This is a genomic window from Mesonia profundi, from assembly GCF_031085155.1.
GTDB lineage: Bacteria > Bacteroidota > Bacteroidia > Flavobacteriales > Flavobacteriaceae > Mesonia > Mesonia profundi.
In genome coordinates this window covers 1-17,078 of the sequence record NZ_JAVHUL010000031.1, presented here as the reverse complement: position 1 = coordinate 17,078, position 17,078 = coordinate 1, and the positions used below count along the sequence as shown (strand labels likewise).

11 protein-coding genes are annotated in these 17,078 nt (G+C 36.3%); 10 read left to right on the top strand and 1 reads right to left on the bottom strand.

Annotated features, from left to right (window positions below; all coding sequences use genetic code 11):
- Positions 1-137: 137 nt before the first annotated feature.
- The 10 genes from uvrC to RBU60_RS10865 all read left to right on the top strand — a co-directional run bounded on the left by uvrC (position 138) and on the right by RBU60_RS10865 (position 16,380).
- A complete protein-coding gene (gene uvrC / locus RBU60_RS10910; protein ID WP_308865047.1) occupies positions 138-1,943 on the top strand; it encodes an excinuclease ABC subunit UvrC in 1,806 nt (601 codons plus the stop codon).
- Positions 1,940-4,183, top strand: a complete 2,244-nt coding sequence (locus RBU60_RS10905) for a patatin-like phospholipase family protein (protein ID WP_308865046.1) — start codon at positions 1,940-1,942, stop codon at positions 4,181-4,183. Before uvrC ends, RBU60_RS10905 begins: the two co-directional genes overlap by 4 nt.
- 524 nt (positions 4,184-4,707) lie before the next feature.
- A complete protein-coding gene (locus tag RBU60_RS10900) occupies positions 4,708-6,297 on the top strand; it encodes a T9SS type A sorting domain-containing protein (RefSeq protein ID WP_308865044.1) in 1,590 nt (529 codons plus the stop codon).
- A gap of 352 nt (positions 6,298-6,649) precedes the next feature.
- On the top strand, positions 6,650-7,819 hold the full coding sequence (locus RBU60_RS10895; RefSeq protein WP_308865043.1) for a homogentisate 1,2-dioxygenase: 1,170 nt from the start codon (positions 6,650-6,652) through the stop codon (positions 7,817-7,819).
- 108 nt (positions 7,820-7,927) lie between these two features.
- Positions 7,928-9,094: a 4-hydroxyphenylpyruvate dioxygenase gene (gene hppD, locus RBU60_RS10890; RefSeq protein ID WP_308865042.1), complete on the top strand. Its 1,167-nt coding sequence runs from the start codon at positions 7,928-7,930 to the stop codon at positions 9,092-9,094.
- A gap of 298 nt (positions 9,095-9,392) precedes the next feature.
- Positions 9,393-10,169, top strand: a complete 777-nt coding sequence (locus tag RBU60_RS10885; protein WP_308865040.1) for a DUF3108 domain-containing protein — start codon at positions 9,393-9,395, stop codon at positions 10,167-10,169.
- Between the two features lie 125 nt (positions 10,170-10,294).
- The gene (locus RBU60_RS10880; protein ID WP_308865038.1) at positions 10,295-11,533 is read left to right on the top strand and encodes a M23 family metallopeptidase; all 1,239 of its coding nucleotides are present in this window, start codon (positions 10,295-10,297) and stop codon (positions 11,531-11,533) included.
- A gap of 126 nt (positions 11,534-11,659) precedes the next feature.
- Positions 11,660-14,197, top strand: a complete 2,538-nt coding sequence (locus RBU60_RS10875) for a TonB-dependent receptor (protein ID WP_308865037.1) — start codon at positions 11,660-11,662, stop codon at positions 14,195-14,197.
- A 12-nt stretch (positions 14,198-14,209) separates the two neighbouring features.
- Entirely contained in the window at positions 14,210-15,853 is a 1,644-nt protein-coding gene (locus RBU60_RS10870) for a choice-of-anchor J domain-containing protein (protein WP_308865035.1), read from the top strand.
- Between the two features lie 86 nt (positions 15,854-15,939).
- On the top strand, positions 15,940-16,380 hold the full coding sequence (locus RBU60_RS10865; RefSeq protein ID WP_308865033.1) for a hypothetical protein: 441 nt from the start codon (positions 15,940-15,942) through the stop codon (positions 16,378-16,380).
- A gap of 61 nt (positions 16,381-16,441) precedes the next feature.
- On the opposite strand, the gene RBU60_RS10860 is transcribed toward RBU60_RS10865, so the two are convergent.
- Positions 16,442-16,990 carry an IS3 family transposase gene (locus RBU60_RS10860; RefSeq protein ID WP_308865076.1) on the bottom strand — a complete coding sequence of 183 codons (549 nt, stop codon included), beginning with the start codon at positions 16,988-16,990 and terminating at the stop codon, positions 16,442-16,444.
- Between the last annotated feature and the right edge of the window lie 88 nt (positions 16,991-17,078).

Here is a 17,078-nt window from a genome sequence, read left to right as displayed (position 1 = left end):
GTAAGTTTTCTTCAAAAATGAAAAAAATCTGAAGAAATAAGGCTCCAAAAATAAACTAAAATGTTTAATAAAAAATAGTTTTTAAGGATAGTCGTAGTTTCTTTTAAAAGTATAAAACATACTTTATCTTTGAAGGTATGGAGCAGGCATCTTTAGAGGTACAATTAAAAACGCTTCCTTCGAGTCCGGGGGTGTATCAATATTACGATAAAAACGGAAAAATTTTATATGTAGGGAAAGCCAAGAACCTTAAAAAGAGAGTGACTTCTTACTTTAATAAAAAGCACGATAGCCACCGTATTGGGGTTATGGTGAAGAAGATACGCGATATAAAACACATTGTAGTTAACTCTGAAACCGATGCTTTACTCTTAGAAAACAACCTGATTAAAAAATACCAGCCTCGTTTTAACGTGCTGCTTAAAGATGACAAAACCTATCCTTGGATTTGCATTAAGAACGAACGCTTTCCTCGTGTTTTTCCCACCCGAAGAGTAATTAAAGATGGGAGCGAATATTACGGTCCTTACACCAGTTTTAAAACCGTCAACACCTTATTAGAGCTTATAAAAGGCTTATATCAATTAAGAACGTGCAATTATGACCTCGCCGAAGAGAAAATACAACAAGGAAAATATAAAGTCTGCTTAGAATACCATTTAGGAAATTGCAAAGGTCCTTGTGAAGGTTATCAAAACGAAGTAGAATACACGAAGAACATCGAGCATATTCGGCAAATTGTAAAGGGAGATTTTAAAGATTCGCTACTGAAATTTAAAGAACAAATGAAAACGCACGCCGAAGCGATGGAGTTTGAAGAAGCACAGCGAATAAAGGATAAAATAGACGTTTTAGAAAAATACCAATCCAAATCTACGGTGGTCAATCCAAAAATTAATAATGTAGATGTATTTTCGGTGACCAGCGATGAAGGCTACGGTTACGTTAACTTTTTACAGCTTTCTCACGGTTCCATCATCAGGTCGCATACCATTGAGATGAAGAAAAAGTTGGATGAAAGCGATGAAGTGTTATTGGCGCTAGGGGTTATTGAAATGCGACAACGCTTCAATTCGCAGTCTAAAGAAATTTATGTACCCTTTCCTGTTAATTTGGGTGGAGATATTAAGGTGACCGTACCCAAGCTAGGAGATAAAAAAGCGATTGTAGATCTTTCTTTACGGAACGCGAAATACTTCCGTCAAGATCGTTTTAAGCAAATGAAAATTATAGATCCAGACCGCCACGTCAACCGATTGATGGCGCAGATGAAAAAAGATTTGCGATTACAAGAGGAGCCTAGACATATTGAATGTTTTGACAACTCCAACATTCAAGGAAGTAACCCTGTTGCGGCTTGTGTGGTGTTTAAAAACGGAAAACCAAGCAAGCGCGATTATCGTAAATTCAACATTAAAACCGTAGTGGGTGCAGATGATTATGCCTCGATGGAAGAAGTGGTGTTTAGAAGGTATAAAAGATTGCTCAACGAAGAAGAGCCTTTACCGCAATTGATTATTATTGATGGCGGAAAAGGACAATTATCATCGGCTTTAAAAGCATTAGACGATTTAGGCTTACGCGGAAAAATAGCCATTATAGGAATTGCCAAACGTTTGGAAGAATTATTCTATCCGGGAGACCAATATCCTTTATATTTAGATAAAAAATCTGAAACTTTAAAGATCATTCAGCAATTAAGGAATGAAGCGCACCGTTTTGGGATTACCTTTCATAGAAATAAACGAAGCAATGCCGCTTTAGGAACTGAATTGGAATCTATTACAGGCATTGGAGAAAAAACAGCCGTAGAATTATTGAAGCAGTTTAGATCTATTAAAAGAATAACCGAAGCCAGTAAAAAAGAATTGGTGGATATTGTAGGAGTTTCTAAAGGGAATTTGGTGTTTCAGTATTATCAGAAAAAAAAGGAAAACGAATGAGAATCCTGTTTTATATATGCTTATTGATGGCAGGAAGTGCTTTTGCGCAGCAAGATTCTCTACCCCAAAAAGATTTAAAAGTAGGCCTGGTTTTAAGCGGAGGAGGAGCCAAAGGTTTGGCACATATTGGAGCCTTAAAAAAAATTGATAAAGCGGGAATTCGGGTAGATTATATTGCAGGAACCAGTATGGGAGCGATTGTAGGGTCTCTTTACGCTGCTGGATATACGCCACATCAATTGGATTCTATCTTTAGAGAAACCAATTTTAATACCTTAATACAAGATGATCTTCCAAGAAATGTGAAGACTTTTTATGAGCGGAAAGATTCAGAGCGGTATACGTTAACCTTACCTTTTGATAATTTTAAGTTGTCTTTTCCTTCAGGATTATCTAAGGGGCAAAATTTATACAACCTCATTTCTCAGCTTACGGTTCATGTCAACGACATTCATAATTTTAAAAACTTACCCATTCCTTTTTTCTGTATTGGAACCAATATTGAAACCGGAGAAGCTATTATTTTGGAAAGCGGCTCGTTGGCGCAAGCCGTTTCGGCAAGTGGAGCCATTCCTACTTTATTTAGTCCGGTAGAGATTGATGGTAGGTTGGTGAGTGATGGTGGAATTGCCAATAATTACCCCATTGACGAATTAAAAGCCAGGGGCGCAGATTTTATTATTGGCGTAGATGTGCAAGACAGCTTGGTAGGAAGAGAGAATTTACAATCTGTTTTTGAAATTATGACGCAGGTTAATAATTTTAGAACGATTGGCGATATGAAAGAGAAGCGGGAGAAAACAGATTTGTATATCAAGCCAGATATCGTAAACTTTTCGGTGCTTTCTTTTGAGAAAGGAAAAAAAATCATAGAGAATGGGGAACAGGCAGCCCATTTAAAATTTGAAGAATTAAAAGCTGTGGCAAAACGACAACGTCCCAATCATTTTAAAGAAAGAGAACCCGTAAAGCTTCAGGATTCTGTTTACATTCATCAAATAGAAATTACGGGGAATCACGATTACCCTAGAAATTACATTCGGGGGAAACTAAAATTAGAAACCGAAGCCAAGACCTCTTATGAAGATTTAAGTACGGGAGTGAACACCCTTTCGGCTACAGGAAATTTTAAGCGTGTTGAGTATACTTTGGTGCCTAATTCTAAAAATACCTATAACTTAAAATTAAAGGTTTCAGAAAATAAAAACAATACTTTTTTACGCTTGGGCTTACATTATGATGAGTTGTATAGAAGTGCGGCTTTGGTGAATCTCACCAAGAAAAGTTTGTTCTTAACCAATGATATTATTTCTTTAGATTTTATTGCGGGAGATAATTTTAGGTACGACTTTCAATATTATATTGACAAAGGAAATTACTGGAGCATTGGAGTGAATTCACAAATCAACCAATACAACAAAGATGTAGACTTTGATTTTTTAAAGCAAAACGCTAACATTGGGGAATATAATGTAAATAAGGTAGAGTTAGAAACCTTTGATTTTACCAATCAGATTTATGCCGAAACCTTTTTCTTGAAATTTTTCAAATTTGGGTTGGGAGCAGAGCATAAATATTCTAGAATCGAGACCGAAACCATTATCGATAATGACACCGATGAGCAATTGCCGTTTACCATTTTGGAGCAAAGCAACTTGTTTAGCGCGTTTGGATACATCGCTTATGATACGTATGATAACTCTTATTTTCCTAGTTCGGGGGTTTACTTTAAAGGAGACTTCCACCTGTATGTATTCGATTCTAAATCTACTTTTGATTTTTCAGAATTTTCTATTGCAAAAGGTAGCATTGGTTATGCATTTAGCCCGTTATCCCAAATAAGTGTCAGGCTTCAAACCGAAACAGGGCATAGAATAGGAAATAATGACATGACTTTTCTTAATTTTTCTCTTGGCGGATATGGAAATCAGCAAACCAACAATACGATTCCTTTCTACGGGTACGATTTTCTAAGCATTGCTGGAGACAGTTATGTAAAGGGATTAATTGATATAGATTATGAGTTTTTAAAAAAAAACCACATCATTGCTAGTTATAACATAGCGAATGTAGGAGACGATTTATACGAAACCGGTAATTTGCTTTCTACACCAGATTTTACGGGACTGGCTCTTGGTTATGGCTTAGAGACCATCTTGGGACCCATAGAATTAAAATATACCTACTCCCCAGAACGCGGTGAAAGCGAATGGTTTTTTAGTTTAGGTTATTATTTCTAAAAAGCATTGCTTTGCAAATTTGCAGTACGTTTAAATTGTTTTATAAAGTCACTATGAATTTTCCCCTCTAATAAAGCCTGTGCTAAGCGTAGCCGAAGTAAAGGGTTAGCCCGCCTGAACGAATTCATTCGGCCAGGGGGGGGTGTAAAAAGTTTTCTCGATTCCTTTAAAGTTTCAGGATAAATACTTAAAAATTTTTTAAAAACGAAATTTCAAATGTTCCAAGCAGTTTTAATTTGAGAATATTTTGTTAATGTGGCTTAAAAAGCGTAATTTTAGGATGATAATCGTGTTTAAGTGTCTGTAAATCTGACATAATACTGGTTTTCTCTTTTCATTAAAATCTCACTCCCATGAAAAAATTTACTTTTTTATGAATACTCTTAGGATTTCTTATCTGTTCTTTTGGTACCCAAGCACAATTTAATACACAGCGAACTTGGGCTACTTATTACGGAGGTAACTACACCTTTTCTGAGGGAGCGGTAAAAGATAGTGAAGGCAATGTCTATTTAGCGACCACCGTGCAGGATACAGAATCTCCTTATTCAGATACTTTTGTGACCTCTGGGGCGCATCAAACAGAGTGCATTGATGGTTCTACCATTTGTATGTTAACCAAGTTTGATCCAGATGGCGAGGTGGTTTGGTCCACATTTTATGGAGGTCAAGGCGTAAGAACGAATGGTATAAGTATTGACGCAAATAATAATATTTATTTGGCTGGCTTTACTGGTAGTACTACGGGTATCGCTACGCCGGGTGCTTTCCAACCCACTATCGTTACCAACGAGAACGGAGAAAATTATCCTAATGGGTTTATAGCTAAATTTAATGCCAATGGGGTGTTGCAGTGGGGTACATATTTTCCAAATTCAATATTTGCAATTACTGCAGATGCACAAGGTAATATATATGTTGCAGGTAAAACCTTTCGTACGACTGGAATAAGCACTTCGGGAACTTTTCAAACCGATTATCTTATTCCAGAGGAAGAGAATGGAGGACTTGTTGGCAATGGATATTTAAATAAATTTGATACTCATGGAAATCGAGAATGGGGCACCTATTACGGTTTTGCGGGCACTATTGGTGTAGGAGTAGATGAATTTGGGAGCGTATATATGGCGGGTCAAGCTACGGAAGAAGGTACTGGGTTCTTTGCCACTCCCAATTCCCATCAATCACAACAAGGTAGTGGCTTCTTAACTAAATTTAATGATATTGGTAATAGGGTTTGGAGTACTTATTATGGCAATCCCAATACTGCTCAGGAATCGACTGTTATTTATGATTTACAAGTGTATAAAAATGAAATCTATTTAGGCGGTATTACCAGCAGCACAGATAATATTGCTTCTTCGGGGGCTCACCAAACCATTTTGGCAGGTAGTATTGATACCTTTTTAGCAAAATTTGATATCTACGGTCAGCGAGAATGGGGCACTTACTATGGCGGAGAAGATATAGATTTTGACAATATTTTTGCTTATTCTGGTAAGATGGTATCTTTCCTAGACAATCATATTTATTTTACTTCCTCTACCCAGAGTACCACGGGCATTGCTACTGCTGGTGCTTTTAAGGAAACCTATAATGCTAATGGTTTTACGGATAATTTTATTGCTAAATTTACCAAGCAAGGCGAACGTGTATGGGGGACCTATTATGGGGGAGATAAAATTGAAAGCGCAAGTGGGGTGCTTCCCATTGGGGACGATGCATTTTATATTTATGGGACAACGGGAAGTTCTAACGGTATCGCTACAAACAATGCTTACCAGCCCAGCTTAGAAAGAAATTTTAACACAGACTATAATGTGTTTAACGCCTATCTAGTAAAATTTGAACCTAGCCTAGGTCTAGATTCGTTTAAAGATACGCAAGTACTTCTTTACCCTAATCCCAATGATGGAGAGTTCACCATTGGTGCTGTGCAAGAAGCTAATTTAAAATTATACAATTTGCATGGGCAGCTAGTTCATGAAGTTGTTTCGCAGCCAGGCGATAATGAGTTACGTGTCGATGCAAGGCATCTTTCTGCAGGTATTTATTTTGCCGTGGTAGGTAATAAAGAAGGTGAGCTTAAAACCATAAAAGTGGTGATAGAATAGTTTTCTCAATTTCAATATCAGTTTCTGCCCACGCTCTTAATTCTATCAGAAGCATTTTAAGTTTACCATAATTTCCCCCCCCCCCCCCCCCCCTCTAAAAAAAGCATATGCTGAGCGTAGCCGAAGTAAGAGGTTAGCCCGCCTGAACGAATTCATTCGGGCAGGGAGTGTGTAAAGAGTCTTCAATTTCGCCTTCCACTTCCACTTCACGTTCATTTTCTTTTTCAACTTTACCTTCGATTTCAACTTCAAATTCATTTTTTTCAGCTAAAAACCTTATTTTCTAAAAACCCAGCCTACAAAAATCAATAGGACAGAAAAATTTCCGATATTTGTGAAAAGCACATGTGTTATGCCATTTTATCACAAATTAGGAAAAATACCGCCCAAGCGCCATACGATTTTTAAAAAACAGAATGGAGACTTATATTATGAGCAACTTTTTGGAACCGTAGGTTTTGATGGGATGTCTACCAACCTGTACCACGAGCATAGGCCCACGCAAATAAAAAGCGTAAAAGAGCCCTATAGCATCAAGCCAAAGATTGCCGTAGAAAATAATATAAAGTCGTATCGCTTTCGCGGATTTCAAACCGTTCCTGCACCAGATTATTTAGAAAGTAGAAAGGTAGTCTTAATGAATTCTGATTGTTCCATTGCGCTTGCGGCTCCGCAAGAATCTATGGAAGATTACTTTTATAAGAATGCCGATGAAGACGAACTTCTTTTTATACATAAAGGTACGGGGAAGTTAAGAACTCAATTCGGGAATTTAGATTTTAAATATGGGGATTATATTGTCATCCCAAGAGGGACGATTTATAAAATAGAATTTGATGATGAAAACAACCGGCTTTTTATCGTAGAATCTAAGAGTCCCATTTATACGCCTAAAAGATATAGAAACTGGTTTGGACAGTTGCTGGAGAGTTCTCCGTTTTGTGAACGCGACCTTAGAAGACCTTACGAGTTGGAGGCTCACGATGAAAAAGGAGAATTTTTAATGAAAATTAAAAAGCAAGGAGAAATCTTTGAAGTGACCTACGCCACGCATCCTTTTGATGTGGTAGGTTATGATGGATACAATTATCCTTATGCTTTTTCTATCCACGATTTTGAACCTATTACGGGAAGAATTCACCAACCGCCACCGGTACACCAAACTTTTGAAACCGATACGTTTGTAGTGTGTAGTTTCTGTCCTAGATTATATGATTATCACCCCGAATCTATTCCTGCGCCCTATAATCACAGCAATATAGATAGCGATGAGGTATTGTATTATGTAGATGGCGACTTTATGAGTAGAAACGATATTGAGGCAGGACATATTTCTTTACATCCTGCAGGAATTCCTCACGGTCCGCATCCAGGAGCCGTAGAGAGAAGCATCGGGCAAACCGAAACAGAAGAACTTGCAGTGATGGTAGATACGTTTAAGCCTTTACAAGTAACCGAAGAAGGAATGAAAATTGCGGATGATACCTATCATAAATCTTGGTTAGACGAAAATCATGAATAACGAAATGTTACAACTATACACTTCCGCGCAAGCGAGAGCGATGTGGTAAATTAGGTGTGGAATGGATACTTAGAAGGGAAAAATAAATCGAATTAAAAAATAAAAATAATGAGTAAGAAGAAGGTAGAATCAGTAAATTACGGATTAGAAAAAATATTTGAAGGCGCGCAAGATTTCTTGCCACTTCTAGGAACAGATTATATAGAGTTGTATGTTGGGAATGCCAAACAAGCAGCGCATTTTTACAAAACAGCTTTCGGGTTTAAGTCGATGGCTTATAAAGGACTAGAGACAGGAAGTAGAGATACCGTTTCTTATGTGTTACAGCAAGATAAGATTAGATTGGTACTTACTTCTCCTTTAAATTCTAAAGAAAAAATTAATGAGCATATTGTAAAGCATGGGGACGGAGTTAAAGTGGTAGCACTTTGGGTAGATGATGCTAGATCTGCTTATGAGGAAACGACTAAGCGTGGTGCTAAATCTTATTTAGAGCCAACAGTAGACAAGGATGAGAATGGAGAGATTGTAAAAGCGGGTATTTATACCTACGGGGAAACCGTGCATATGTTTATTGAGCGTAAAAACTTTAATGGAACATTTTTGCCAGGTTATGTGAAATGGGAGTCAGATTATAATCCAGAGTCAGTAGGTCTAAAGTTTATTGATCATATGGTAGGAAATGTAGGCTGGAATGAAATGGACATTTGGGTAAAATGGTACGAAGACGTAATGGGCTTTGTCAACTTCCTTTCTTTTGATGACAAGCAAATTCATACCGAATATTCTGCTTTAATGAGTAAGGTGATGAGTAATGGAAACGGAAGAATTAAGTTTCCTATTAATGAACCTGCAGAAGGAGCAAAAAAATCACAGATTGAAGAGTATTTAGATTTTTATGAAGGGCCTGGAGTGCAACACGTTGCTGTAGCTACAGATGATATCCTTAAAACGGTGTCAGACTTAAGATCTAGAGGAGTAGAATTTTTATCTACCCCGCCAGAAGAATATTATACCGCCATCCCAGGAAGATTAGAGGAATTTAGTCACGAACTCAATGAAGATTTGGAAAAATTAAAGAGTTTGGGAATTATGGTAGATGCCGATGAAGAAGGTTACCTATTACAAATTTTTACCAAGCCATTACAAGACAGGCCAACCTTGTTTTTTGAGATTATCCAGCGAATGGGAGCAAAAGGTTTTGGTGCAGGGAACTTTAAGGCTCTATTTCAGTCGATTGAAAGAGAGCAAGAATTGCGAGGAACCTTGAACTAGTTCTTAAATAAAGAGAATATGGTCACTAAAACAAATTTTTATGTTGCAATTTACAGCGTAAAGAGTTAAAGTTTAATTTTTAGGTGTCTACTCTTGCAAGTTGCTGTACTTTTGCACAGCATTTTTGGAGTGGTTACTAGAGATGTAAATTTGGAAATTTTTTTTCATAAATTTAAGTTTTAGTTGGTTAATAAGCACTAAGCCCCATCATTAAGTTTGATGGGGCTTTTTGTTTTCTTACTTTTGGAACAGAAATTGTAAATGGTTAGTTGCTATGAAATCATTTAAGTTATGTCCTATGAAGAAATCTGTTATACTTATAGTCATTTGTTTGTTTAGTGTTTCCGCTTTTGCGCAATCAAAAAAAGCCTATGACGCTGGAGAATGGTTTAAATTTAGAATTCATTACGGTTGGTTTAATGCCAGCTTTGCAACCTTAGAAGTGAAGGATGAAATCTTAAATAATAAAGAGGTAGATCATGTGTTGGGGAGAGGGAAGTCTACGGGATTATTGCATTTGTTTTTTGAAGTAGATGACGATTACCAAACCTATATTAATAAAAAAACTGGGCAGCCTTTAAAGTTTGTGAGAAAGATTAATGAAGGGGGACACACCAAGGATAAAGAAATCCTTTTTGATCAAGAAAACAATACGGCCAAAGTAACCGATAATAAACACCAGACGGTAAAGGATTTTACTACCAAGAATAATGTACATGATATGTTGTCTGTATTTTATTACTTAAGGAATAAAATAGACCGTAAAAATATAAAAGAAGGAGACGAGATTGTTCTTGATTTATTTTTTGATGATGAAAATTACCGATTTAAAACGGTATTCTTAAAAAGAGAAGTGTTGAAAACTAAATTTGGGAAAGTACGTTGTCTAAAATTTAGACCTTATGTACAAGCAGATAGGGTTTTTAAGAAAGAAGAGAGTCTTACTCTTTGGGTAAGTGATGACGACAATAAAATACCTGTTAAAATTAAAGCGGAACTTGCGATAGGTGCACTAGAAGCTGACTTGGATGCGTACAAGGGATTAAAAAATCCTTTTCAAATTATCATGCAATAAACTTGATTTAAAGATTTAAAACGGCTTAGCCGAACATTCGTCATAAATAAAGGCGTTTAATAGTTGCGTAAAAGATTAGCATTAAATATTTTTGATAAAATATTGACAACGATAAACGCCCACCCTTGAAAAAATTACCTTACCTATCTCTATTCCTTATATTGCTTTTAAGCTTTGGATGTGAACAAGATGAAACTCCAAAAGAAGATCTAAAAGAAGTAGAACCTAGGCCTGAGCCAATCATTAAAGAGTATGGTTTTACGCTAAACGATTATGAAGTCTATAGGGATACGGTGAGGTCTGGAGATAGTTTTGGTGCCATTATGGATGCCCACGGTGTAAGTAGGGGAAAGGTTTTTGAGATTGCAGAAAAGGTGAAAGCTAAATTTGATCCTGCAAGAATCAATGTAGGAAAATCGTATACCATTTTAAAGTCGAAAGATTCTTTGGCGCAAGTACAAGCTTTTATCTACGAAGAAAGCCGTATTAATTATACGGTAGTCAATTTTAAGGACAGTATTTCTATAATCAAGAATGAGAAGCCTGTAACGATTAAGAAAAAGATAGCCTCGGGGGTGATTACCTCTTCGCTCTCTGCAGCGATGGATAATGAAGGCCTAAGCATTTTATTAGCCGATAAACTAGCTGATATTTACCAGTGGAAAATAGATTTTTTTAAGATTCAAAAAGGAGATCAGTTTAAAATTATTTACAACGAAAAATACATTAATGATACCGTTTACGCAGGATTAGATAATATTGAAGCTGCGGTATTAACACATTACAACAATCCTTATTATGCTTTTGAATATGGAAAAGACTCCCTTAGCGGATTTCCTAAATTCTACGATGAGAAAGCGAATATGCTACAAAGTTTCTTTTTAAAAGCTCCTTTAAAATTTTCGAGAATTTCATCTCGATACACCAAAAGAAGGTTTCATCCCGTTCAAAAAAGATGGAAAGCGCATAAAGGAACAGATTATGCTGCTCCAACAGGAACTCCCATCTGGTCTACAGCAGATGGAGTCGTGATTAAATCTAGCTACACCCGTGGAAATGGTAATTACGTAAAAGTGCGTCACAACGATAAATACACCACTCAATATTTACATATGTCTAAGCGAAATGCAAAAGTAGGACAGCGTGTAAAGCAGGGAGATGTCATTGGTTTTGTGGGTAGCACTGGTTTGGCAACAGGTCCGCATGTATGTTATCGTTTTTGGGTATATGGAAAGCAAGAAGATCCTTATAAACAAAACCTACCAAGCTCAGAGCCGCTAGAACAATCGTTAAAGCCTATGTATTTTGCAAAGATGGACTCGCTAAAATCAGAGTTAGATAACGTAAAGTTTAAGAACATCTAAATTGTGGTGCCGCTCCAAAAATACTTCTTAACATTTTAATAATATAAATGTTAAGTATTTCCTAATGAAAGAAACTTTTTATTGTTAATTTTGCCCCGACAAAAAAAACAAATAAAAGTCTTAGAAATGAAAAATGTATTTTTAGTTTTGATGTTGCTTTCAACGTCTTTTCTTTTCGCTCAGGGTATTGTAAAAGGTACGATTACTGATTCTGAAATGAAAACGCCTTTACCAGGAGCTAACGTAATGGTTGCTGGAACTAGTAATGGAACAACAACAGATTTTGATGGAAACTTTTCCTTAAACGTAGCAGATGCTTCGGGTAAAATCGTAATTTCTTATGTTGGATTTCTTAAAAAAGAGATTGAATTTACTGTTGCTAACGGTAAAACAGTCAACTTAGGAGAAATTGTCTTAGAAGCAGACGATAGTGCGCTAGACGAAATTGTGATTACCAGTTTCTCTTTAGCGATAGACCGTAAAACACCAGTTGCGGTTTCTACTATTAAAGCAAAAGACATCGAAAACAGATTAGGAAACCAGGAATTTCCTGAAATCTTAAAATCTACTCCGGGAGTTTATGCTACCAAAAAGGGAGGTGGATTTGGAGATGCAGAACTTCGTCTTCGTGGTTTTAATTCAGAAAACATTGCCGTAATGATCAATGGAGTACCCGTAAACGGTATGGAAAATGGTCGTGTATACTGGAGTAACTGGGCAGGTCTTTCAGATGTAACCAGAACGATGCAGGTACAAAGGGGTTTAGGAGCTTCTAAAGTTGCCGTTCCTTCTATTGGAGGTACTGTAAACATTGTTACTAAAACTACAGATGCTAAAGAAGGAGGAAGCTTCTTCGCGACTACAGGTAATGACGGGTACCAGAAATTTGGAGCTACCGTTTCTACAGGAAAATTAGAAAACGGATTTGCAATTACCGCTTCTGGTTCAAAAACAACAGGAAGAGGTTTTATTGATGCTACCTCATTTGAAGGTTATTCTTACTTTTTAAATGTATCTAAAGATTTTGGAGATGATCACCAACTTTCTTTTTCTGCTTTTGGAGCACCACAAGTACACAGTCAGCGTAGAAACAGAGAAAGTATTGAAGACTTTCGTCGTAACGATCGTGAAACTAAATTCAACCGCGATTGGGGTTATAAAAACGGACAAGAGTATAACATCAACGAAAACCGTTACCATAAACCACAAATGTCATTAAACCATTATTGGAATATTAGTGATAAAACTAGTCTTTCTACCGCAGTTTATGCTTCTTTTGGAAGAGGTGCGGGAAGTAGATCTTCTGGAGTGAACAAATTTGGATTAGGTACAGACTATCGTAGTGGAGAGTTTCAGCCTATTAACTTTGATAAGATTGTAGAGGAGAACAAAGCACTTGGGGCTTTAGGGTCTGAAAGTGTAATTACAGAAGACATCAATAATCATAACTGGTATGGTGCATTGTCTACTATAACTACAGAGCTTACTTCAGACATTGATTTACTTGCAGGAATAGATTTAAGGTATTATAAGGGAGAGCATTATAGAGAGGTTAAAGATTTATTGGGAGGTCAGTTTTATAATGACGACAGTAATATAAACAATCCTGTAAATAATGCGCAGGTAGGAGATAATGTGAGTTTCTATAACGATGGTATTGTATTGAGAGGCGGAGGCTTTGCTCAAGTAGAATATTCTAAAGACGATTTATCGGCTTTTATATCGGTTGCAGCTTCAAACACTTCTTATAAAAGAATTGATTACTTTAACTACCTAGATAGCGATTCAGAAAGAGAAACAGATTTCGTGAAGTTCTTTGGGTACAGTGCAAAAGGAGGTGCCAACTACAATATTGATAATAATCATAATGTTTTTGCTAATGTGGGGTATTTTGAAAGAGCTCCTTTCTTTAACGCCATTTTCTTAAACTATCAGAATGATGTGAATGATGAGGCAGAAAATCAGAAAATATTTAGTGCAGAATTAGGATACGGATTTAGATCTGAAAACTTACGCGTTAACTTTAACGTATATAGAACGAGCTGGAAAGATAGAACCTTAACCAGAAGTTTTCAAAATCCAGATGGTACTTTTGGTAGTGCAAACATCTTAGGGATTAATGCACTTCACCAAGGTGTAGAGTTAGATGTAGATTACAAACCATTTGATAAGTTAAAGCTTCGTGGAATGATTTCTATTGGAGACTGGACTTGGCAAGATGATGTGACGGGAGTTCAGGTTTTTGATGACGAACAACAATTGGTCAATACGATTGATATCTATATTGAAGATTTAAAAGTAGGTGATGCTGCACAAACTACCTTTGGTTTAGGGTTGGATTATAGCGTTTTAGAAAGAACTACGTTAAGACTAGATTATAATTATTACGATAAATTTTACGCAGATTTTGAGCCTAACAGTAGAACCTCTGCTAATAGTTTGCAAGCATGGGAAACTCCTGCTTATGGGTTACTTGACTTAGGATTAACACACGGCTTTAAATTAGGAGCTTTGGATGCTACGATTATTGGAAACATCAACAATATATTAGATACAGAGTACATTGCTGATGCTAGAGATGGAGCATTATCTTCTGCAGGGGATGCCTCAGTTTGGTATGGTTTCGGAAGAACGTATACAATAGGAGCAAAAATCAAATTTTAAAAAATCAGAAAAATGAAAAATACATTTTATTTATTAACGCTATTGTTAGGATTCACATTCTTTAGTTGTGAGCCTATGGATGATGTATATGAGGAGTTAGACGCAAATGCGGAGTCTTCTGATATTGCAGGAACTGCAGATTTTGTATTGACAGATGAGGATTACGAAGCTTTAGATTTAGGCTTTGGAAGCTTTAACTCTGAAGAGGAAGCAAAAGAATTACTTCCTGGATTTTTAGCTGAGAAATTTCCTTATTGGGGAAAAGGTTCAACCGCATTAGTAGGATATAACTTATATGTAGGTGAAGCTGAAGGAGTGAGTGATTTTGCAGAAAGTGAACAATATCAGTTGAGCAACGATGACTATGTAAGTTTAGGAAATAACGCAAATGGTTTTTATCCAAACACTAATGTAGAAAGCGACTTAGTAGCGGTATTAGAAGCTAATTTTAGCAATCCTTCTGAAGGACAAATCGTATTAACAAAATACAAGCAATATACAGAAGAGCCAACAGTAGGCTATGCTAGCTTGGTAGAGTATAATTTTCAAGATAGCTTTGAAGGTTGGACGTCTGTAAGTGTTACAGGAGCTCAAGAATGGGAAGCTCAAACCGATTACATTCAAGCGAGTGGTTTTGATAACGGACAGGTTGAAAATGAAGATTGGGTAGTTTCTCCAGAAATTGACTTGACCAATGAAACCGATTTGAAATTCCAAATTAGCCAAGCGATCAATTATGCAAATGATGTATCTTTTATGAAGATTTATGCTTCTACAAATTATACTGGAGATGTAACTTCTACCACTTGGGATGAAATTAGTTTAACAACAACTCCGGCGGGAGATAGTAATGACTTTATTCTTTCTGAAGAGTATGATTTTACGGCTTATGAAGGGGAGACTATTCATTTAGCTTTAGAATACAATTCTACTGATACTGACGCTGGAAGATGGAGAGTGGAAGATGTTTTTGTTAAAACCGTAGGAATTACAGGAGCTAGCAATGCAGAAACCAAGTACTTCATGTATACAGAAGGTAACTGGGAGTTAGCAGATAACGCTTATTTCTTAAGCCCTTTAGATTATGATGCGATGGGAGCACCAGGACAATATGATAACTTTAGTAGCTCTATAGATCCAAATAACTACATTCCAACTTTCTTAGGGAACACCTATCCTTATGCGCAGGAAGAAGATCAAATGTTTGTGATCTACAATTACTACAATGGAGAAGAAACAGTGTTAAGCGGTAATTCTTATACCTATACTGATGGAGCATGGATAGGACACAAAAAAGTAATGGAAACTTCACTTCAGTTTGGTCATAACGGAGAAATCTGGGTTCCAGATAACACGATTGCCTATACCTTAACCCCTGCAGATTTTGCATTGCTAGCTGCTGGATTAGAGGATGCTTATCCAGATCCTGCTTACAGTGCGGGTAACTACGCCAACTTTGATAGAAGAGAAGGAAATAATAAATACTGGAGTGTAGAAATGATTGTAGAAGGAATAAATATAGTCTTAGACAATATGGATCCTAATGCAGAAGAAGGGCAAAAGTATGCGGTAACTTACGATATTTATGATGGCAGCAGCGGTACCGAAACTCAATATGTAATCAAGCAAGGTGGCATTTGGGTACTACAAGAGTAATAAAATAATCACCTTGAAAAACCGCTACGTTAAGTAGCGGTTTTTTTATACAAATAATTATCTTTACCACTTAAAAAATATTTAAAATGAATAGAGCAGTTCTTTTTTTACATTCGTATTGGGCATATTTAGTAGTTTTAATAGTGTTTTTGGCTACCATAAATGCACTTATTGGGGTCTTTACCAAGAAGCCTTATGGGGCAAAAGATTTTAGAATTTCCTTATTTGCTTTGATTTGTACACACCTTCAATTGCTAATTGGACTTGTCTTGTTTTTTGTATCTGATAAAATAGTTTGGTTTTCAGAAAATGTAGATATGTCATTGGTGATGAAGAATAAGATGATGCGACTGTACAATGTAGAGCATCCTTTATTGATGATTATCGCAGTGATTTTGATTACTATGGGTTACTCTAAACATAAGAAGAAATTGTCTTCTGCTCCAAAATTTAAAACCTTGGCTATTTATTATACCTTGGCTCTTGCAGCGATATTGTATATGATTCCTTGGTCAATTTGGATATAGTATCAAATTATGTCTAGTCCTAAATAATCGATACAGATTAATAAAGGATTAAATTTAATATTTAAAGCTGAACAATGACTTCATTGTTCAGCTTTTTTGATTTATAAGTTTTCATTTCTATATTATTTTGCTTGTGCATCATTTCTGGTGTAAGCATATAATTGGATAGATGTGGTCTTTCATTGTTGTATATCATTATAGCTTCTTGGATTAGTCTTAGCTTATCCTTTATATTCAAATCGTATTTTGCTATGTCAAATTCTTGTTTTAAAATTCCATTTATGCGCTCTGCCACTGCATTTTCATAAGGGTCATATTTTTCTGTCATACTTGTCTCAATGCCATTTTTGCTCAATAATGCTTGATAATCATTTGAACAATATTGTAAGCCTCTGTCTGAATGATGGATTAGAGACTCATTTTGATAACTTCTATTTTTTAAAGCCATACTTACGGCTTGCAAAGAACCTTCCACGCTCAGACTATTAGATACATTAAAACCTACGATTTTCTTAGAATAGGCATCTGTTATCAATACTAGATAACTTGGATTGGTGCGTTTCCCAACATAGGTAATATCGCTCACCCAAACTTGTTCCGGTCTGTTTATCTTTACCGTACAGACTGGACTTCCTAGTAATTTTGTGACTAATTTTATTAGGCCGCTTTGTTAAAAAATCCTTTTAATTTTAGTTCCA